The sequence below is a fragment of the Thauera sp. ZXT1-4 genome, from assembly GCF_052598215.2.
Window position 1 is genome coordinate 115633 of sequence record NZ_JBQWSN020000004.1, and the last position, 19729, is coordinate 135361.

Annotated in this window: 18 protein-coding genes; 5 read left to right on the forward strand and 13 right to left on the reverse strand. The window is 61.6% G+C overall.

From position 1 onward, the window contains the following. Nucleotides 1–21 precede the first annotated feature (21 nt). The 10 genes from ACUH78_RS05130 to ACUH78_RS05175 form a co-directional block, all read right to left on the reverse strand. Nucleotides 22–579 carry a hypothetical protein gene (locus tag ACUH78_RS05130; RefSeq protein WP_445332898.1) on the reverse strand — a complete coding sequence of 186 codons (558 nt, stop codon included), beginning with the start codon at nt 577–579 and terminating at the stop codon, nt 22–24. Continuing rightward, nucleotides 576–1145: a type II secretion system protein GspM gene (gene gspM / locus ACUH78_RS05135; protein WP_445332899.1), complete on the reverse strand. Its 570-nt coding sequence runs from the start codon at nt 1143–1145 to the stop codon at nt 576–578. Before gspM ends, ACUH78_RS05130 begins: the two co-directional genes overlap by 4 nt. Continuing rightward, a complete protein-coding gene (locus ACUH78_RS05140) occupies nt 1142–2200 on the reverse strand; it encodes a PilN domain-containing protein (RefSeq protein WP_445332900.1) in 1059 nt (352 codons plus the stop codon). Before ACUH78_RS05140 ends, gspM begins: the two co-directional genes overlap by 4 nt. A 6-nt stretch (nt 2201–2206) precedes the next feature. After that, the gene (locus ACUH78_RS05145; RefSeq protein WP_445332901.1) at nt 2207–3106 is read right to left on the reverse strand and encodes a type II secretion system minor pseudopilin; all 900 of its coding nucleotides are present in this window, start codon (nt 3104–3106) and stop codon (nt 2207–2209) included. Then, entirely contained in the window at nt 3103–3756 is a 654-nt protein-coding gene (locus ACUH78_RS05150) for a prepilin-type N-terminal cleavage/methylation domain-containing protein (protein ID WP_445332902.1), read from the reverse strand. The genes ACUH78_RS05145 and ACUH78_RS05150 overlap by 4 nt, the downstream gene beginning before the upstream one ends. Beyond that, nucleotides 3753–4169 carry a PulJ/GspJ family protein gene (locus ACUH78_RS05155; protein WP_445332903.1) on the reverse strand — a complete coding sequence of 139 codons (417 nt, stop codon included), beginning with the start codon at nt 4167–4169 and terminating at the stop codon, nt 3753–3755. The genes ACUH78_RS05150 and ACUH78_RS05155 overlap by 4 nt, the downstream gene beginning before the upstream one ends. Next, nucleotides 4166–4672, reverse strand: a complete 507-nt coding sequence (locus ACUH78_RS05160) for a GspH/FimT family protein (protein WP_445332904.1) — start codon at nt 4670–4672, stop codon at nt 4166–4168. The genes ACUH78_RS05155 and ACUH78_RS05160 overlap by 4 nt, the downstream gene beginning before the upstream one ends. Beyond that, nucleotides 4669–5103 (reverse strand): type II secretion system major pseudopilin GspG, encoded by a 435-nt coding sequence (gene gspG / locus ACUH78_RS05165; RefSeq protein WP_445332905.1) that lies wholly within the window; start codon nt 5101–5103, stop codon nt 4669–4671. Before gspG ends, ACUH78_RS05160 begins: the two co-directional genes overlap by 4 nt. 120 nt (nt 5104–5223) lie before the next feature. After that, nucleotides 5224–6468 carry a type II secretion system F family protein gene (locus ACUH78_RS05170; protein WP_445332906.1) on the reverse strand — a complete coding sequence of 415 codons (1245 nt, stop codon included), beginning with the start codon at nt 6466–6468 and terminating at the stop codon, nt 5224–5226. Further along, nucleotides 6461–8416 carry a GspE/PulE family protein gene (locus tag ACUH78_RS05175; protein WP_510497552.1) on the reverse strand — a complete coding sequence of 652 codons (1956 nt, stop codon included), beginning with the start codon at nt 8414–8416 and terminating at the stop codon, nt 6461–6463. Before ACUH78_RS05175 ends, ACUH78_RS05170 begins: the two co-directional genes overlap by 8 nt. Before the next feature lie 51 nt (nt 8417–8467). Here ACUH78_RS05175 and ACUH78_RS05180 point away from each other — a divergent pair, with 51 nt between their 5' ends. The 5 genes from ACUH78_RS05180 to ACUH78_RS05200 all read left to right on the forward strand — a co-directional run bounded on the left by ACUH78_RS05180 (nt 8468) and on the right by ACUH78_RS05200 (nt 14107). After that, complete coding sequence (locus ACUH78_RS05180) at nt 8468–9397, forward strand: glycosyltransferase family 2 protein (protein WP_510497553.1); 930 nt, start codon at nt 8468–8470, stop codon at nt 9395–9397. A gap of 3 nt (nt 9398–9400) precedes the next feature. Next, a complete protein-coding gene (locus ACUH78_RS05185) occupies nt 9401–9808 on the forward strand; it encodes a GtrA family protein (protein ID WP_445332909.1) in 408 nt (135 codons plus the stop codon). Beyond that, nucleotides 9802–11727 (forward strand): hypothetical protein, encoded by a 1926-nt coding sequence (locus tag ACUH78_RS05190; RefSeq protein WP_445332910.1) that lies wholly within the window; start codon nt 9802–9804, stop codon nt 11725–11727. Before ACUH78_RS05185 ends, ACUH78_RS05190 begins: the two co-directional genes overlap by 7 nt. 120 nt (nt 11728–11847) lie before the next feature. Further along, nucleotides 11848–12261, forward strand: coding sequence for a hypothetical protein (locus ACUH78_RS05195; RefSeq protein ID WP_445332911.1), 414 nt, complete (start codon nt 11848–11850; stop codon nt 12259–12261). Nucleotide 12262: 1 nt separating this feature from the next. After that, nucleotides 12263–14107: a trypsin-like serine peptidase gene (locus ACUH78_RS05200; RefSeq protein ID WP_445332912.1), complete on the forward strand. Its 1845-nt coding sequence runs from the start codon at nt 12263–12265 to the stop codon at nt 14105–14107. A gap of 49 nt (nt 14108–14156) precedes the next feature. Here the strand turns inward: ACUH78_RS05200 and ACUH78_RS05205 are convergent, their stop codons facing one another. The 3 genes from ACUH78_RS05205 to ACUH78_RS05215 all read right to left on the reverse strand — a co-directional run bounded on the left by ACUH78_RS05205 (nt 14157) and on the right by ACUH78_RS05215 (nt 19703). Beyond that, nucleotides 14157–15077 carry a glycosyltransferase family 2 protein gene (locus tag ACUH78_RS05205; RefSeq protein WP_445332913.1) on the reverse strand — a complete coding sequence of 307 codons (921 nt, stop codon included), beginning with the start codon at nt 15075–15077 and terminating at the stop codon, nt 14157–14159. A 53-nt stretch (nt 15078–15130) separates the two neighbouring features. Then, nucleotides 15131–16255, reverse strand: a complete 1125-nt coding sequence (locus ACUH78_RS05210; protein ID WP_445332914.1) for a glycosyltransferase family 4 protein — start codon at nt 16253–16255, stop codon at nt 15131–15133. 205 nt (nt 16256–16460) lie between these two features. After that, nucleotides 16461–19703 carry a glycosyltransferase gene (locus ACUH78_RS05215; RefSeq protein ID WP_445332915.1) on the reverse strand — a complete coding sequence of 1081 codons (3243 nt, stop codon included), beginning with the start codon at nt 19701–19703 and terminating at the stop codon, nt 16461–16463. Nucleotides 19704–19729 lie beyond the last annotated feature (26 nt).

Genomic DNA, 19729 nt, shown 5'->3' on the forward strand with positions numbered 1-19729 from the left:
TACGACGGGTGATTGGGACCGTCAACGGTGCGGTCGTGGCGGCTTGCCTACGAGCGGTTCCGGTTTGCGGACGAAGGGCAACTGTCGTTCTTCGATTCGGGGCTTCTCGCGATCTCCGATCTCCCGCTCGAAGCTCGCCCCGAGCGTATCGATCGATACCAGCCGCCAGCCGCCAAGCTCTTCGCCGATGCGCAGCCGCCTGCTGCCTGCGGGAAGATGCACGACCGCGACGCTCTCCACGCCCACGCCAAGAACGCCAACCAGCTTGGCCTGGTCGAGCAGTTCCGGAGCACGCTTGACTTCGGCCACAGGCGCCGGAGTCGGTTCCGCTGCGGGCGGACGGCGGTCGGGGGCGAACAGCGGGCGGGCGGAAACGGCACCCTGCGCATCCGGCAGTGCCGGGCGGACGAACAGACGTCCTGCCGCAAGGGCAGAGCGTTCGGGCAGCAGCGCCTCGGGTGCCTGCCAGCGACTTCCGGCGGACCAGGCGAGCGCGATCAGGGCGGATACAGCGAGTGCCGCAATGGGCAGGAGCCGATGCGCCGCAAAATATCGACGAACGTTTGCGCGGGGCTTCATTCGATCACCCGAAAGGCGATGAGCCTTGCCTGGACGTTCAGCCGCTGCCCTGCATTCGCGCCGCGGACGGGCTGAATGCCCAGACTTTCGACATGTATCGCGGGCCGCTGCTGCCGTAGCGCGTCCAGCATGCCCTGCAGCGCGGGGAGGTCGGCTTCGAAGTTGATATTGACGATGATGCGCTCGAAGGGCTCTGGCGGTGTGCCCTCGCGAGCGACGGGCGGCGGGGCGGCGACGATCTGGCTGCCCTGGATGCTGAGACCCGCCTGCTGAGCCGCTGCACGCAGGCGTTGCTGCAAATCGGCACCAGCACGGTCGGCATCCAGGCTGGCAGGATAGGCCTGCTCTGCCAGCACGCCCTCCGCCTGCACGCGGGCGCGCTCGATACGGTCGGCCATTTCTTCCAGCCCGAGCAGACGCGCGTAACGGGGCTCGACCTCTTCAAGGACGCCCCTGGCCCAGAGGTGCTTGTTCAGCAACAGGCTCAGGGGCACCGCCAGCATGCCAGCGCAAAGGATGAGTGCAAGCCCGAAGCTCATGCTGGCGCGCATTCGACTGCGGTTCATTGTGCGCGCCCTCCTTCGGTATCCGCGGTGTGGTAACGGAGCTGGATGACGAAGGTTTCACGGCCGCTCGCCGGGTTGCGGACGATGGCAGAGGCCGGACGAACCTCGCTGATACCGGGGGCGGTACCGAGCAACTCGATCAACGCGCCCGCATTGTCTGCGGTGCCACGGATGGTCGCTTCGACGCCCCGCGTGTCGAGCTGGGTCAGATGAACACTGTCGGGGAGCAGGTCGGTGAGCGTGACAAGCAGCCAGCTTGGGTCGGGCAGCACGTCGATATGCTGCTGCAAGGATTCAATACGGGCGTTTGCGCGCCCGAGCGCCTCGCGGGCCGCGGCGACCGGCGCGGTTCGTTCCGCCAGCCCCTGGTAGTCGGCATGGGCATCGATGGCGCGCTGGCGGCTGTGGAGCACAGGTACGGCGGCCAGAACGAGGAGAAGAGACGCCAGCAGGACGACGAGCGCGCCAACCTTGAGCAAATACCGCCGCCGGCTTCGCTGGCGAAGATGCTCGCCATACCCGGTGAGCACGACCGGCGCGCCCGCAACCCAGGCCCATGCTTCGGCATCAGCGGGATGTCGCTGCGCCTTCCAGCGCTGGGCCAGGCGGCGGCGGGAGGCAATTGCGTAGTGTACGACCGGGCCGACCGCGCCTTCACCAGCCGTTTCGATACGAAGTCCCGAGGCCGTGTCATCGGCCGGAAACGGGCTGTCGGCCTGGATCGCGAGCATTGCGGCGCGGACGCAGTCGTCGCGGCTGGCATCGGCAGGCAGGCGCAGCGACGCGGCCAGGACTTCTTCATCGGGGAGCAGGACGGCCGAGAGCGATCCTGCTGCGCCAGGGGGCTCGGGCGATACTTCTTCAGCCACGCGCCGGCCGGAGGGCAGCATGATGACCACGCGTCCATCGGGCTGATGAACGCGCAGCGGGTCGACCGGCAGCAGGCATTGGAACAATGGCCAGCGCGCCACGTCGGCAAGCCCCTGCCGTGCCTCTTCGTAGAGCCGGTAGAGATCGAATCCGAACAGGTTGAAATTACTGCGATCGAGAGGCATGAATGCTCAGTTGGGTGGTGCGGGCAGGTAACGGGCCGGCTCGGTTGCGACCGCCTGCCACGGCGTGCCATCGGGCCCCGGCCAGATTTCCAGCCAGCGGCTACGGGCAACGCGCGCCCCGTCTTCCATCGTTACCGTGGCCCGCGCATGAAGAACGCTTGCGCCCCCACCACCGACATGGGCGGGATTGAGGGCACTCGTGTCGAGCGTAGCGCCGCCGCGGCTTCGCTGCTCCATGATCGCGGCAACCCGGCCTGCATCGCCCTGCGCCAGCACGAAGAGAACCCGCTCGGGCGCGAATTGGGGGTCGACACGGCCGGACGCTCCCCACACGGTGATCAGCGGCTCGATTCTAGCAAAGAGATCGAGCCCGATGCCGGCCACCTGCAAGAGATCCTCCTTGCCGAGGAAGGGGCCGTTGCGAGGCCTGACCGACAAGCCTGCAGCCAGATAGGGGGCGAGTTCGCTCCCTCCGCCCGGGGATGCGCGGTCGTCAGGATCCCGCCAGTCCACGATGCGGGCGGCGAGCGTTTCTGCTGCAGCCGGGTCCAGCCCGCCCGCAACGACCAGCAGCGCCTGCAACAAATCCAGCGGCGCGGTGCTGATGTCGATGTAGGCGCTCGATGGGATCAGTTCCACATCGACGACCCTGCCGCCGAACACGTAACGGCGGACGAACAAGCGATCGTGCATGGACGGCTCGTGGCGCCACTCGGTGAGGGCGAGCTGTATCCCCGCGTCGCCGATGGCGGTCGCCCGGACCAGTGCGGTGTGATTCTGCGCGCTCTGCGTGCTGCCACGAGAGACTGCAATCACACTGGCCACGAGCAAGGAAAGCGCAGCGACCATCCAGAGCACCGCTACCAGTGCAAGACCACGATGCCATAGGGCGTCCCGGTGCATCATGGCTGCTCCCCCGCGACGATGCGTCCTGCGGCACTCCGCCCGGCAGCGGAATCGAGCGCGATGATGAGCGGCGGACGTGCCTGCCCCGCAATGCTCAGGTCGATGCGGACCCGGCCAGGGAGCCTTTCGGTTTCGGACCAGTGGTCGCGCCATTCGGCAGGCTCGTCCAGGCGGCCAGGCCTGACCTGATAGGCGATACGCAACTGATCCAGCTGATCGCTGAGCAGATGCGCTGGCGCCCTGGACCACTCGGGCGGATCACTGGTTCCGGGATGAGGCAGGTACTGCAGGTAAAGCCTGCCCTGTTCCGCGAACAGCCGCATGTGGTGAATGCCCCCCGCACCGTGGCGGGCGGGAAAATTCCCCAGCCAGCGGAGTTCGCCAACGCTGCCGGCGAAGGGAACGACGGCGCCCGTCGCGGGCGTCTGGATCCGCGGTTGGGGGGTCGCGCGAACGAGCGTTGCACGCAGGAAGTCGGCCAGCAGGCGGGACTCAAGACTTGCTCCACTGCGGGCGTCAAGGCTCGCGGCAGTCCCCCCGAAGGTACGCAGGGCACTGACGAGGCCAAGCATGATCAACGCGACGAGCGCGAGGGCGATGATCACTTCGACCAGAGTGAAACCCGAGGCAGCGATCCGTGCCCTCGTCATTGCAGCACACGCAGACTGTTGGCATTGACCGGCAGCAAGGTGCCTAGGCTGATACGCCCGCTGGCGCTGCCCGCCCATGTAACGGTCACTTCGACATGATGCAGGGGCCAGCCGGGAGCCTGACTGAACGCGGTGGGGTACGGCGCCGACTCGAGCTGCCACTTGAGCCCCCCCTCGCTGCCTTCGAGGCTCAGTCCGGCCACCGGCACCGTGTCATACGCATCCAGCAAGGACTGCGCCAGGAGCAGCGCTTGCGTGCGCTGATCGGCGAGTTGCACACTCCGGACACTGCCGCCTGCAGCCTGATAGAGCGCACCGAGCGATAGCGCCATGATGCTGGTGGCAACCAGCACTTCAAGCAGCGAGAAGCCGTGAATACGGCGAGAGACAGAAGTAAGAGGATGCAGGTTCACTCGGGCCATACCTCATGGCTGATGCGCCCGAGCAGCCAGTCGACGCGAATGCGGACACCATGTCCGTCGGCCCGCGCAAGGATAATGCTTCCCCCCGTCGAGCTGCCGTCTGGATAGAAGCGCAATCGTCCGCGCCCTGCAGAGTCCATGTCCTGCGCGGCGAGCTGCATTTCGACCCGCAGCCCGTCGGGAATCCGCGCCTTGCAGGCGCCGCCGATTCCGTAACACCGCCGGGTGAGATCCAGCGTGAAATGGGTTTCGCGCCCCTGGCGCTGCGCAAGGTTGCGCGCGGCGTGGAGCGTCGAACCCAGCTCCCTCAGTGCGGCTCGATAACCGAGGGTGTCATACAGGCGCGCATAGCTGCCGTTGAGCACGCCGAGCAGCATGGCCGCCAGCGCAAGGGCGACCACCACTTCCACCAGTGTGAACCCCGTCTGCTGGAGCGCATCGGGGCAGGGGTTTCGATCGACCTGCCGCCGGATGCGTCGATGCGCGAGATTCACTGCCAGTTGCCGATGTCGGCACGCTCGCCCTCTCCGCCAGGTGCGTTATCCGCGCCGTAGGTGTAGATGTCGATGTCGCCGCGGCGACCCGGGCTTTCGTAGCGATAGGCATTGCCCCAGGGATCTGCCGGAAGTCCCTTGCGCAGATACGGTCCGTTCCAGCCCGGAACGCTGACCTTCTCGACCAGTGCGTTGAGCCCTTCCGCCGTCGTGGGGAAGCGGCCGACGTCGAGCTTGAAGAGCTCGGCCGCCTGCTCCAGGTCCTTGATCTGGACTGCAGCCGTCTTGCTCTTCGCGCCATCGAGTTGGCCGAGAACACGGGGGCCAACGAGGCCGGCGAGCAAGCCGAGGATCGCCAGCACGACGAGCAGTTCCACGAGCGTGAAGCCCGCGGAGCGGAGCGATCGCGCGGGATGGGTGAAGCAATTCATGGGAGTACCTTCGCGAGGGTGTGCATGGGCGCGGATTTTACCCCCAAGTGACCGGAGCCGCCGCTGCAGATGCTACAGATGATTGCCGGCACGGCCGTAAACCGCCACCGACCGGAACGGTCAGCCTGCGAGGTCGTTCACCGAAAGGATGCCCAGAAGAATGGAGACGATGATTGCTGCAATCACGCCCCCGAGAACCAGGATCAACAAGGGCTCGAGCATGGTAAGTCCCCGCTTCACGCCGGCCTGCACGTCTCCGTCGTAGACACGGGCCAACTCGAGCAGCATGGCATCCAGGCGGCCCGTTTCCTCGCCAAGGCGGACCATGTTCAAGGCGAGCGGCGTCATGAGCCCAGTGGCGGCAAGCGCGTCTGCAAGCCTCTTACCCTGCTTGATGTCTGCCGGGACACGGTCGATGGCTTCACGCAGGATGCTGTTGCCCACGGTGTCTGCGGCGATACGCAAGGACATGACCATGGGGACGCCGTTACCGAGCAAGGTTCCCATGCTGCGCGCGAAACGGGTGAGTTCGTACTTGCGCATGATCGGGCCGAGCAGCGGTAGCCTGAGCAGGAGCGTATCCCGCCACACAGCGCCTTGCGGGGTTCGCAGCCAGCGCCGGGCTCCCCAGATCGCAAGTACTGCCAGACCAAGGAGCAGCCACCATCGACCCGCGACGAAATCCCCCAGCGCAACGATGACGCGGGTAGGCATCGGCAACGCCTCGCCCATGTCCTCGAACAGGGTTTCGAACTGGGGGACGACGAAGCCCAGCATCAGCACCACCGAAATGCAGGCGACGACAATCAGAATGGCTGGGTAGATCAGCGCGGATACGACCGACTCGCGCAGGCTCTTGACCCGCTCGAGATGCTCGGAGAGCCGGGTGAGCACATCGCCGAGCTGCCCACCTGCCTCTCCGGAACGCACCATGCTGATGTAGAAATCGCCAAAATGCTGGTGGTGCGCCTGAAGCGCTTGCGAAAACCCCTTGCCCGCCTTGACCGACTCGAGGATGTCGTGGAGCAGGTCGGCCTGCGCGGGCTTGTCGGCCATGCCGAGCAGAACACGCAAGGCGCGATCGAGCGGCAACCCGGCACGCAGCATCACCGCGAGCTCCGTGGTGATGTTATGAATGTCTTCGGCCTTGATGCCCGCATCCCGCCCAAAAGCCAGACGACGCGAGCGCTTGCCTTGGTCGGGACGATGATGAACGTGCGCCGTGGCGCCTGCACCATCGACACTGACTGGCGTGAGTCCGCGTGCGCGCAACTGGCCGACTGCAGCCTGCAAGTCTGCGGCCTCGATAAGGCCGTCCGTGAAATGGCCACGAGCATCAACGGCGCGATATGCGAACTCAGGCATTGCCCTGATCCTGCGTGACGCGCAGCACCTCGTCGAGCGAGGTCACGCCAGCGGCCACCTTGCGCAAACCATCCTCATACAGCGTGAGCATTCCCTCTTGCCTTGCGACATTGTGCAGGGTAGTTGAGTCGGCACCGCCGAGAATCGCCTTGTGCGCCGCCTCGTTCATGACAAAAAGCTCATGAATCGAGGTACGTCCAACGTATCCGCTGTGCTTGCAGCGCGGACATCCGACCGCCACCTGCACCGCTCTGCTGCCACCCGTCATGAAACGCTGCAAACCCGTCTGGACAAGCACATCTTCGGGGAGCGTTGCCGTGGTTTTGCAGTCGGGGCACAGGGTCCGAATCAGCCGCTGGGAGAGCACGCCATTCACCGTCGATGTGATGAGATAGCGCTCGACCCCCATGTCCTCCAGGCGGACGATCGCCCCGGCTGCAGTATTGGTATGCAGCGTGGAAAGCACAAGGTGGCCTGTGAGCGAGGACTGCACGGCAATCTGCGCGGTTTCGGTGTCGCGCATCTCACCGATCATGATCACGTCCGGGTCCTGACGGAGGATCGAACGGAGGGCGTTTGCGAAACTCATGCCGATCTGGGCATGGACCTGCACCTGATTGACGCCCGCAAGCTGGTACTCGACCGGGTCTTCCACGGTGATGATCTTGTGCGCTACAGCATCGAGCTTGGCAAGGGCCGCGTATAGAGTGGTGGTCTTGCCGGAGCCGGTCGGCCCGGTAACGAGCAGGATCCCGTGCGGGCGGTCGATGAGGCTGCGGAAGCGCGCCAGCGTATCCGCAGAGAAGCCCATGTCCTCGAGCTCCAGCCGGATACTCGAGCGGTCAAGCACGCGCATGACGACGCTTTCGCCATGCACGGTTGGCAGGGTGGAAACCCGCAGATCGATCTCATGCCCCTTTACGCGGGTCTTGATCCGGCCGTCCTGCGGCAGACGGCGTTCAGCAATGTTCAGATGCGCGAGCAGCTTGATGCGGGATGTGATGGCTGCTGCAAGCTCGACCTTTGCCACTTCAGCCCGATGCAGCACGCCATCGACGCGGTAGCGGATGTGGACTCCGTCTTCATATGGCTCGATATGGATATCCGACGCGCGCAGATCGATGACCCGAGAGATGATCTGATTGACCAGGCGTATGACCGGGGCTTCGGTCGCCAGGTCCTTGAGATGCTCCACGAACTCGCTATCGCTTCCGAGCACACCCTCCAGCAGGCCTTCGGCCTCTTCGTCCTCCTCGGGTGTGGCGTATAGCCGCTCGAGCGCCGTGCGGAGTTCAGATTCGAGGGCAAGGCGGGGCTCGATCTGGAGCCCGGTCGCCAGCCTCAGCGCCTTGAGAAGAAACGTGTTCTGCGGTTCGGCAAGGGCGAGCAGCAACAGCCCCTCGTCGAGTGCGAGCGGGAGTACGTTGTGCGCAACCAGATACTCCGGCGCCAGCCCCGGAACCTCAGGCGGCTCCAGAGGAAAGGACGCCGCAGGCACAAAGATGACCCCCAGTTGCTCGGCGAGCGCATCAACGACGTCGCTCTCGGCAACCAGGCCCAAGCGGATCAAAACCTGTCCGAGCAGCCCGCCCATTTCGACCTGGGCGGCGAGCGCCTGCTCGAGGTCGCGCGCGGCAAGGCGCCCTCGTTGCACGAGCAGCTCTCCAAGTCTTGGGCGGCCGGCAGGCGGGTCGAAAGACATGATCTGCATTACGGGCGTGTCTCGATTCATGAAAACTTCGGAGAGGCAGGACAGAATGGGGCGAGCAGAGCCTGATTGGCGCTGCCGCGAGTCTACTGGAAATACGGCCGGATGCATTGATGGGTCTTGCGCGCCGCCACGCGCTAGGCCCCTCCCGTTCCCCACCTGCCGCCGCTCGCCCAGGCGGGTAGGGTAAAATCGCGCCATTCCGCACCATATTGAAGACGCGAAGGTATTGTGACCCACACAGACATCAAGACCACGGCCGGTTCTGGCTGCACGGACTGGCCGCAGGGTTTGCGCGTCGCCGTCCTCCTGCCCTGCTTCAACGAGGCCGCTGCCATTGAGGCAGTCGTGCACAATTTTTCGAGCGCTCTGCCCGGCGCCCGCATCTACGTATTCGACAACGCATCGACCGACGACACTGCCGAGCGCGCGGTCCGGGCGGGCGCGCATGTGCGACACGTTGCCTTGGCAGGCAAGGGCAACGTGGTCCGCAGGATGTTCGCGGACGTCGACGCGGACATCTATGTACTGGCCGATGGCGACGACACGTATCACGCCCCCAGCGTGACCCGGCTGATCGATGCGCTGCTCCAGCGCGGCCTCGACATGGCGGTTGGAACCCGGGTGCACGAGGCCGAAGAGGCCTATCGGCCAGGCCATCGGTTTGGCAACCGCATGCTGACAGGTGCGGTGGGGAGCATCTTCGGCGGGCGCTTCACGGACATGCTTTCGGGCTATCGCGTCTTTTCGCGACGCTTCGTGAAGTCCTTCCCGGCGATGTCGCACGGCTTCGAAATCGAAACCGAGCTGACCATCCATGCGCTGGAACTGCGCATGCCCTACGCCGAACTCCCCACGCCTTATGGTGTGCGCCCCGAGGGCTCAACGAGCAAGCTGCGGACCTACTCCGATGGCATCCGCATTCTATCGACGATCCTGCGGCTGTTCGCCGTCGAGAAACCACTGCGTTTCTACGGCCTGGCGTCGGTACTGCTCGCGATAATCTCATTCGGTCTCGCCGTGCCGCTGATCCTGACCTGGCTGGATACGGGCCTCGTACCCCGCTTTCCGACCGCAGTTCTTAGCGCCGGCGTCGGAATACTGAGTGGTTTGAGCCTGACGGCGGGACTGATTCTTGAAACAGTAACCATCGGTCGGCGGGAGAACCGGCACCTGCATTACCTGTCCAGCGGCCCTGCGCCAGCCGATCTGCGGGAATGATTCGTGCGCGCCTTGTTGTTCTTCGGCCTCGCGGGCGCCCTTGGCTACGTGGTCGACGCAGGCGTTCTGATGCTTGCTGCCCCCGTGGCCGGCCCCTATGTCGCTCGGCTGCTTTCATTCTTTGCCGCGGTGTTCACCACCTGGATTGTGAACCGCCGCCTGACATTTGCCGATCGCCTCAGCGAGTTGCCCCTGCATCGCGAGTTCCTGCGTTATCTGGTCGTCTGTCTGGGCGGCGGAAGCGTGAATCTGGTCGTCTACTTTTTTATCGTGTTCCTGTTCGAACTCGCCGGCTGGTGGTTACTGATCGGGGTTGCGATCGGATCGCTGGCAGGCATGGGAATCAACTTCGTATTCAGCAAACGCTACGTGTTCTCCGCAAAGAAGCCGGCATCAGGTGACAAATGTTGAGCGGAAGCACGCGCAGCCCGATCGGCTTGCGCCTGTTCAGCGTCATGCTCGCAGCAGCGTGCGCCGGGCTGGTTCTGCACGCAAGCTACCCCGGATACCTTAATCCGGACACATTCTGGCAGCTGAAGCAGATTGAGGAGGGGCAATACAACGACTGGCACTCTCCGTTCATGACCTTCGTCTGGTCGCTCGCGCACGATCTGCTGCCCGGGCCGGGGGGCTTCGTCACGCTCGACAACGCCCTGATCTGGGCGGCGCTGGCGACCATTACGGTTGGCGCTGCGCGCACGGCGGGGTCGTGGGCGCTGCTGATCCTGACGGTGCCGTGGCTACCCGGTGTGTTCAACTACCTTGGGCACGTTCACAAGGATGTCATGCTGTCAGCCTGGCTGCTGGCCGGCTTTGCATGCGCATTCTGCGCCAACGATCCCGGCGCAGGCCCACGCGCTCAGAGGATTTGGCAAGTACTGTCTAACCTACTGGCACTGGCGGCCTTTCTGACCCGGTCCAACGCAGTTTTTGCACTCATACCGCTCCTTGTATACGCCAACCTGCGCCTGGGATGGCGTCGCAGCTCCGTTGCTGCCCTACTGGTGATGGCCCTGATGCCTGCGGCTCAGACTGTTCAGAATCGCCTCCTGAACGTCCAAGCCACACATCCCGCGGACAGCATCAAGACCTTCCATCTACTCGCACTGTCGTATGTCGAGGGTCGAAACCTCTTTCCCGGCCGCTGGACTGGCGACGATTCCCGTACGATCGTCAACGCCTGCTATTCGCCGGTGCAGTGGGACACCGCCGCACGCTGGGGCCAGTGCTCCGGCATCCATCGGAACCTGGAGCGCCAAGGGATATGGGGGAGCAGGCAAATGACTGAAGCGTGGATCAGGGCGCTGCTCTCGAATCCACTCGGGGCGTATTCGGTCATGGCCGCCACTTTCGAGCGAAGCATGCATGACCCGAACTCGCGTGCCATGCTTTTCGAACAGCCCGCCTCGGAAACGATCCAGTTCCCATTCAGCACACCGCCACGCAAGACCACGGAGCTTGCCCGGGCCTATATCGAATCCGGGCTCAACGACAGACTAGGCCGCCCTTGGGTATTCAGCGTCGTCTTGGCCCTCTCCTTGGCATGGCTGTTCGCTCTGCGCGTCGAAGCCACCCGGTTCGGTCTGCTGAGCTGCGCCTTGATCGCCAGTGGCTCGATCTATCTGCTGACGTACTTTCCCCTTAATGTTTCAGCGGAGTTCCGCTATTTCCACTGGACAGGCTTTGCTGCTTATCTTGGATTCGTGAGCGCAGCGCTCGCCTGTATCGTCAGGCTGCGCGTGCAGGCGGTCCACGATGGCAGCGATCGGCCTCTGCCCGACCCGATACGGCTTGGGCTGTGTGCGACTCTAGCGTTGATGATCTCGCTTGTTTTTGGTGCAACCCGCTTGCCGCAGGAAACGCGCACCGTGCAGCTCACGCCCATGGGCGATGGCACCATCATCATCATGCAGTTGCGGACAGCCTCTGTTCCACAATGGATGGTGCCGGACATCCAGGGAGAACTGGTGGCGCCAGGATGGGAGCGCGGTGCCGGCCCCGGGCTACGGAGCGGAGACGACGCCCGGCCGCTGATCTCTCGCATCGAAACCCTGCACCACACGATACGGCTGCGCTTTCTCGCGGGGCCAGATGGCGGCCGCGTTTTGCTGCAGGACGGGGCGTACAGCCGTGTCGTCGACACGCACGCGCCCCAGACGGGTGAGTTCGTCGTCGAACTCCCTCCGAACGGCCCCCTGGCCGCGCAGCGGCGCCACGCCTCCTGGCACGGCCCCGCGCGTGCATTGCTGTGGACCCTGCTCCTGACCCCCTTGCTGTTCTTTGTCGGACGTCCGGTTTCTACTCGCCTGCGCGTCCGTTCAGCCTCCTGATCTCGAAGCCCGAACCCCTGACCTCCCTTGACCTCACACCTCATCGTGCCGAATCCAATTGCCTTTCTCCTTTGCTGCTCACTTACCCTGAGTTACAACGCTGCAGAAGGCGCCGAGCCCATGCTGCTGCGCGACGCGGCGTATCTGTATTCGGAGCGCCTCGGTCCGACGCCGGGCATAGAGGTCATCGGGGAAGACTGCGATGTCCTCCAACTGCTGCTGGATGTAGAGGAGGGGTTCTCCGATCTGTCGATGCATGAGGGCCCAGACTCACGCGCCTACCCCGATCGAATTTTCCATGACCACGAGCTGTTCGCTTACGCACTCTACAGCCAGACCGTCCGCTTCAAACGCTTCACCCTGTCAGGCGACAGTACAACGACCGCAGACGCCACAGGCCTTGCAACCATATTCGCCTACTGCTACTCGACGAAGAAAACCGCTCGCGTTTTCAAGTATGTCAGCGACCAGAAAGCCTGCATCCGGGAAGACAGACTCATACCCTGCCCGAATGGCGGAACATGGACCGAATGACATGACTCTCTTCCGTATTCTGATTGCACCCCTGCTGATGTCAGCCGCGGGACTCGCCGTAGCGGATGATCTCTACCCGGCGAGCCGCGCCGAGTCCGCCATTGCCGTTCCGAATACCCGGCCGGCGGAGGATCGGCAGCGCCCTCTGAAATCACTGTTGCCGACAACGAAGCGGTTTTCCGCTGAAACGCCAGGGTCGGAAATACCCGTAATGAAGAAGCGGCCATCAGGCGGCGGCATTGGGCCTGAAACGATAGGTCACAAGCGTCGCGTTCAGGCCCTTCAAACTGCGGCGAGAGTTCGGGAAGAACTCGACTGGCAGCAGACCCCCGAGGGGGGAAGGCTTGCAACACTGGCCATCTCGTCTCCAGGATCAGCGGCGCTACGCCTCGGCGTCCGGATTTTCGCCATGCCCTCAGAGGCACGAATCAGAGTGCACCGACCCGGCGCCACCGATGGAATTGAAGTCACCGGAGCAGAAATTCGGGACATCATCATTCAGAACCAGACCGCAGGCGCCCCCACTGAACTGGCGAATACTTGGTGGTCGCCGATGGTAGAAGGAGACGAAGCATCGATCGAAATCGAGTTGCCACCGGGAGTCGACGATACCCAGGTGCGTTTCGCACTGCCCCAGATTTCTCATCTCACCACCAATGCGACCCGCAATTGGATCACCCAATCTTCAGGCGCCTTGGCCTGCCACAATGACGTGCGCTGCCATCCCGATTGGGACGGCCCAAGCCGGGCGACCGCCCACGTCGTTGTTACGGACGATGGATTCTCGTACCTTTGCTCCGGAACCTTGCTGAACGATAAGGACGACGCCTCCTTCATTCCGTATTTTTTGTCGGCAGAGCATTGCGTCTACAGTCAGAGCGTTGCCTCGACCGTCGAAACGCACTGGTTTCACCGGTCCGCGTGGTGCAATCACTCCTTACCCAGTACGGAGCGAGCTACCCTGATCGGAGGCGCAAGACTGCTGTACACGAGCGCCGCCACCGATACTGCATTCATGCGCCTGAGCGCTCAACCACCACTTGGCGCGGTTTTCGCAGGTTGGCGAAGCGGCACGCCCCGCATCTGGGCGACCGTGGCCGGACTGCACCACCCTCAAGGCGAAATGCAGAAAATCAGCTTCGGCACTCTTCAGTCGTATCAGAATTGCGAAACGATCGATACAGAGAGTTTTGGCTGCATGTCGTCCAGCGCGCTCGACTCCAATCACGTCGAGGTTCAATGGTCATCCGGCACAACCGAAACCGGAAGCAGCGGTTCTGGCCTGTTCGACGCAGGCCAATACCTGATAGGCAGTTTGCACGGCGGCACGGCGAGTTCGTCCTGCAGCGGAACCCGCGCGTATTATGGCCGCTTCGATCTCGCCTATGAGGACAAGCTGCACGAGTTTCTGGCAGCTCCCACGGCGATAACCCAGGAGGTCATGAGCCTGCGTGACGCCATATACCTGTACAACCAACCCATCCGTTCGAACACCTCGCTCCACATTGCGGGGGATAAGTGCGACGTGCTGCAGCTGGTGCTTGATGTGAAATCCGGATTCACAGAATTGCGCATGCAGGACAGCGCCTCTTTTGCATACCCGGACCGGATTCATGACAGCGCAGCCATGTTCGCCTACGCGCTGTACTCAGACGCACAAACGAAGGCCTTCTCGATGCAGGAAAATGCGCCCATAGGAGCCGACCGGGAAATCGGAACTGCGACGGTCTTCGGATACTGTTTCTCAACCAAGGCCGATGCAACCGTGTTCATCTACGACTCGAAAAGTGGCCTCTGCCGCCTCTCCGACGGGACCAGCAATGCCTGCACCCCAGCTCTACACTGACCGCAGGCTGTATTTTTTTGTATCTACAGCGCACGCTGGCAATCGCTGATCAGGATATACGGCCGCCCCTTCCACGCAGTCCATCCTGCCATCCTTTGAGGATGTAGCGGAGATAACTCGCCCTGTTCGAAACGAACACCAGAAACGCCATTACACGAGACACCGAGTAAAAAACCTCGCGGACCTTGTACTTCCATGGAACATAAGGAAGCTTGAGCAGCAGGACACTATTCCTGGCGAGGTAGTATCTCCTGAGGGGGGAGTGAACGCTGATCTCCCTACCGAGCACTTTCAACCTGCTGTCACCAACAGCATGCTCCATCGACACAGCGGGCACACCGTATAGTTTGTAACCCAGCGAGCCCGCCCTCAGACACCACTCGATATCCACGTAGTCGATGAAGAAATCCTCCCGCATCTCTCCCACGACATCCACCGTTTGCAGGTTGATCAGAGACCCAGAGGAAATAAGGATACTGACTTCGACTGGCTCGCTCTCCGGCACAGGATAGAGGCTCTGTAGCGAAAATCCATTGATCCTCGCAAACGGATACTGCCTCCCCGTCCGTGGATCGTGAAAAGCCGGGCCTACGGCAGCAACCCTCGCCCCCGATCGCATCAATGCCGCTTCAGCCTCCAGCAAGGTCTTGACGAGGTCAATAGGGGCCTTGCTGTCATGGTCGAATATGAGCACATGCGTCGCGCCTGCCTTCCTTGACTCGACGATGCCCACGTTGTGCGCCTTCGCCACACCAAGGTTCTCGCCCAACGAGATCAATCGTAGATTGGCGACCTCTTTCTCAAGGGCTGCTGCAGCGGCGATGTTCCTGCTGCCGTTATCGACAAGCAGAATGCAATCGACCTGCCCCTCGACACTGAGAACGAGACTCCTCAGAACGGACAGGTCTGGATTATACGAAACAACGACAGCATATACGCGTGCTAATGCATCAGGCGTTTGAACTTGCATCTCTCTCACTCGAAACCATTCGGCTCGAACTCATTCCTTCAGCACGGCGCATCTCATTGGGAGAGACCCATTTCCTTTTTGATCTTTGCATTACAGGATTTGGCATCAAATTTCTCGAGTGCAAAGCTTTGCGCGGCCGAACCCATAATTGCCGCGCGCGGTGGATTCTGAATAAATACACGCATCGTATCGACAAGAGCCTCGATGCTGCGAGGCTTGATCAGAAATCCGTTTTCTCCGTGCACTACGGTGTCGCGACAGCCAGGCATATCCGTAGTGATAACCGGGCGCCCCATTGCCATTGCTTCCTGGATGCTACGCGGAACACCTTCGCGGTAGTATGAAGGAAGTACGAACACGCTTGCGCGTTCCACTATGGGCCGAACGTCTTCAACGTGGTCGATCCATTCTATGCAGCCATCGCGAACCCATTCTTCAAGCTGCCCGCGTCCGATGGAATTCGGATTTAAATCGGGCCCGCCAAGGAGAATGAACCGAGCCTGTCCTCGAAGCTCCCTTGCCGCCTCGACAAACTCCCGAACACCCTTTTCTTCAATCAGTCGCGCCGCGAGCAGGAAAACAATCGGCTCAAGCGGAACCGGCTGAGGTGCGAAATGCGCCAGATCAACGCCGATGGGCCCCAGCAGAAACGCCTGCTCAGGCACCAAAATGCCCGCTAGAAAAAGCGCCTCGTCCTCACGATTGAGAAAAAAAACCCGCTCCGCTCCCTTCAAGGCGTTTCGGTACAGCAAGGTAACGCCTTTTCTCAAGAATCGACGATACATCGATGGAGGGGTCTCTGCGAAGACGTACCCACCGCCCTCTATCATGGAGAACCTGCGCTGAACCCCTGCAAGGCGTGCAGCCATATTCCCGTAGATCACCGGCTTGACGAAATAGCTGAATACTGCGTCAACGTCCAAGCGCTTGAGTAGCCGAAACAGCGCCCACAAAGCACGGAGGTCGTGCAACGGAGACATCCCGGTACGACGCAACGGATAGTCGACTGGCTCCGCACCGAGCCCCCTGACCTTAGCTCGACTCGCTTCATCATAGTCCGGGGCCAGTGCATGAACTTTCAGACCCAGGTCGGCCCACTCACGGACCAAGCCTCCTCTGAAATTGTAGATTGAAAACGCTTGGCTGCTGATCAGAGCCAGCGACCGGATATTGTTCACTTGAATATTCGGAGGAATCGGATCACCAGATATTTCACTCTGTCACGGTCAAACAGAATGCTCTTCAAGACTCTCGCCCCATAGAAGACCGCATTCCTCACACCAGGAGCAAAACCCGCTCCAGCATGCCTATAGATACGGAAGGGAGCATGCATCAGGACGAGCTTCCATACCGGCAAAATCAGGCGCTTTCTTTCGTCGCTCCTCATGACTCTTTCCCTTTGGCATTGGCGAGGTGGGCTGTTCTGACCACTGCATTGAGTGCGGAAACCCGGAAACGTGCAAATGGGGCATACCGCCACGGAAGATGTCCGAGCTTCTGCATCAACTGGCGCGGGCGCAGCAAATCTCCGAGGCGTAGTTCAGCAGCAGCCAGATCAAGTAGGTGGTCATGTCCGAAATCCTCTGTGTGGGCAAGGCGACCGATGTGCGCCACTTCCGCAACGGAAGGATACACGACAGCACGCTCAGCCATAGCCATGACATACGGCTTGATCTCCTCGAAACGGAATCCGGTAAGGCGCTGGGCTGCAACGAAATGTTCGAGACAGAGCAACGCCCCCCGCTGCATGGCTTCTATATCCGGGTTGGCGCGTAGCTCGGCTTGCCGGTCTAGGGCATCGTCGTCCTTCAACACCGGCTCCACCCCAGACGCGGAGCGCCGATACCCTACGGTGGTTGCGTGTAGCGCCCGCGCGCCCTGCTCGAACAACTCCTCGAAATCGAAGGGCGCACGTTCGTGTGGCGAATTCCGGCTTTGATCAAGGAGGAGCCCTTCCGCCGAGCCATGCCGCAGCGCGGTGCCGTGCATGGCGCTCACAAGCGCGAGATAGTAGCCATCGACATGCGGATACCGGCAGGATGGACGCTCGCCAAACGCCTGCTCCATGAAGCGCTGGATGGTTGCATTCCAGCCAATGTCAACAAGCGCAACGCGGGAGGACGAGAAGAACCCAAGTTGCTCGAAATACTCGAACAGAAGTTGGCTCGAAGCCTCTCCGACAGGCCGAATACGCTCCTGAACCCGTGTGTCACCGAGGAAATCCAACAGGCGTGAATCATGCCAGTCCTGCAATGGCTCATCGAGCTTCTCAAATCCATGCTCGCGTGCGAGGTCTGAAAACGCATCCGGCGCCAGCCCATACGTCTTTAGAATCGACTTCAGCCCACACTGTTTTGGATTGTAAAGGGCAACCAGCGCCTTGACATGATCCAGCCCTCCAGCGACTGCAGCACAAGCAACAACCCTGCGACTCGCGTAGGCGTATTTCGCTGGAGGAAGCTCTGTCCCAGCCAAGGCACTCCAGCGCTCGTACATCCGTTGAAACAGATCACCATCTCGTGCGAGGAAGTAGACACATTCAGGCGCAGTTGCTCGGACGCGCTCCACAAGGCCCAAGGTGAAACAGCTGAATATGGGCCCCAAAACCTCGAGTCCATACTGGAAAAAGAATGCCTCATTGGTTGCGCGCTCATCGTCATGCAAGCGTTCGCCGATGATCTCAGCGAGCATTCGGCCGGGCCACACGCCGCCGCTGCAGGCAAGTTCTGCCGAGATCTGCTGCCGGCGCCTGCGATGACGCTGGTAGGGCTCATCGAGAAATACGCCTGTGACACCGAGTTTAGACGGTGCGATCATATCGGAGTGGAGGTTGTCACCAACATGCAGCAGTTGCGATGGCGTGACACCCTCCGCCTCGAGCACCGCGTTGAACAGACGCCCGGAGTACTTTCCGACTCGATGCTCAGACGAAACGTAGACGCGATCGATGAGCCCTTCATAGCCAAGGCAGTCCAGTAGCATCTTCAAGTGGCGCTCACCGAGATACATATCGGATACGGCGATGAGACGCAACCCGCGGGCATGAGCCCATCTCAGGAACTCGATACCCTCGGGTTTGGCCCTTAAGGCAAGCCGCTCGTATGCCAATTCAACTTCTTCTACTTGAGCAGCAAGCGCCTTTTGCTTCTGCGCTGACAGACCGGGGGCGATACGCGCAACCCACTCGGCGATCAAGTCATCATGATGACACTCATGATCCCCACCGTCCGAGGTGGCTTCCGCGCGCAGCGCAGCCTCAGCTTCGGTCCGCGCAGCAACGAGTGCCTGCGCGTCAGGCCCGTCCGGGAGAAGGGCCGCCACATCCTCCGCAACGCGTTTGACTATCCAGCCCGGAGGCTCGATGCACCGGGATAACAGGGTATCGAACACATCGAACGATATCGTTTTCAGATTCGAAGCCCTAGACTCGACCAGCCGCTTCAGCGCAGGGAAGCTCGTGACGCGGGAAACCGGAGCAGCTGAGAGTTCAGACAGCACTACCTTTCGAGTGCGCCCCCTTCCAATAAAATGGCGGGCCTTGCCAAAATATACGCTAAGCGCGCTTCGCAACGGTCGTCTGATAAACCTCGCCACCTCCGCACCAAGCCTGCTCATTTCCTGACCTTGCTGCGCGATCATCTCTTGCTGTTCCGCAATCAGCGCATCTCGCTCGGCGATCCACCCATCTCGCTCGGCGATCCAACCATCTCGCTCGGCGATCCAACCATCTCGCTCGGCGATCCAACGATCACGATCATCCACCAGGCGCTTCCACTCTGCATCCTTACGGACGAGTGCATCATGTTGGAGGGCAGCAAGTATTTCGTTCTCGTAGCGTTCAATCCGGCCCCACTGCGAATTCAGATGCCGGATTCTCGACGCTAGTCCCCTGCCATCCCCAAGAAGCGCCGCAAGGTGCTCGCGAAGCAGAGCAGATGCCTCGAGGTTCGCCTCCAGAGGACGAGTGCTGATGGTGTTGTAATCATGCAGGCGATAGTTCAGCAATTTCTCTTCAATCCAGCCGAGCTGCCCCCCTCCCGCCAAGACCCTGAGAACAAAGTCATAGTCATGAACGTACCGGTGGGAGCTGAACGGGCCAAAGCGCTCCCATGAAACACGACTGAACACAAAATTCGAGGTAGTCATGAAGACGTTGCCCTCGAGCAAGGTGCCCACCCAATCGCCCGTCTCATTCCAGACGCTTTTCAGCTCCTCGAAGGCATCGACCCACCAGTGCTCGGCAACTGCCTGCCCCGAGGCATCGATCAACTGGATGTCAGTGCCAACAAGATCGAATCCCTCCGACTGTATTAGGGACACACAACGCGACAAGCGGTCGGGCCTGAAGCGATCATCGGAGTTCAGAATCGCAAGGTAGTCGCCTTGAGCGACTTCGAGCGCTCGATGCAGGGTGTAATGAGCCCCCCGGTTTGACGCGTTTCGATACACCCGAACCCTTGGATCGTCGATCGCCGTCAAGATGCTCCAACTGTCGTCCTGAGAAGCATCGTCCCATATGATCAGTTCAAGCGGCACCGATTGCGCCAGCACGCTTTCGATCGCATCCAGAAGGAAGCGCGCATGGTTGAAGGATGGAATGACCACACTGACTAACGGGCAGGACATGCACGATCTACCTATGGCTCCGGCAG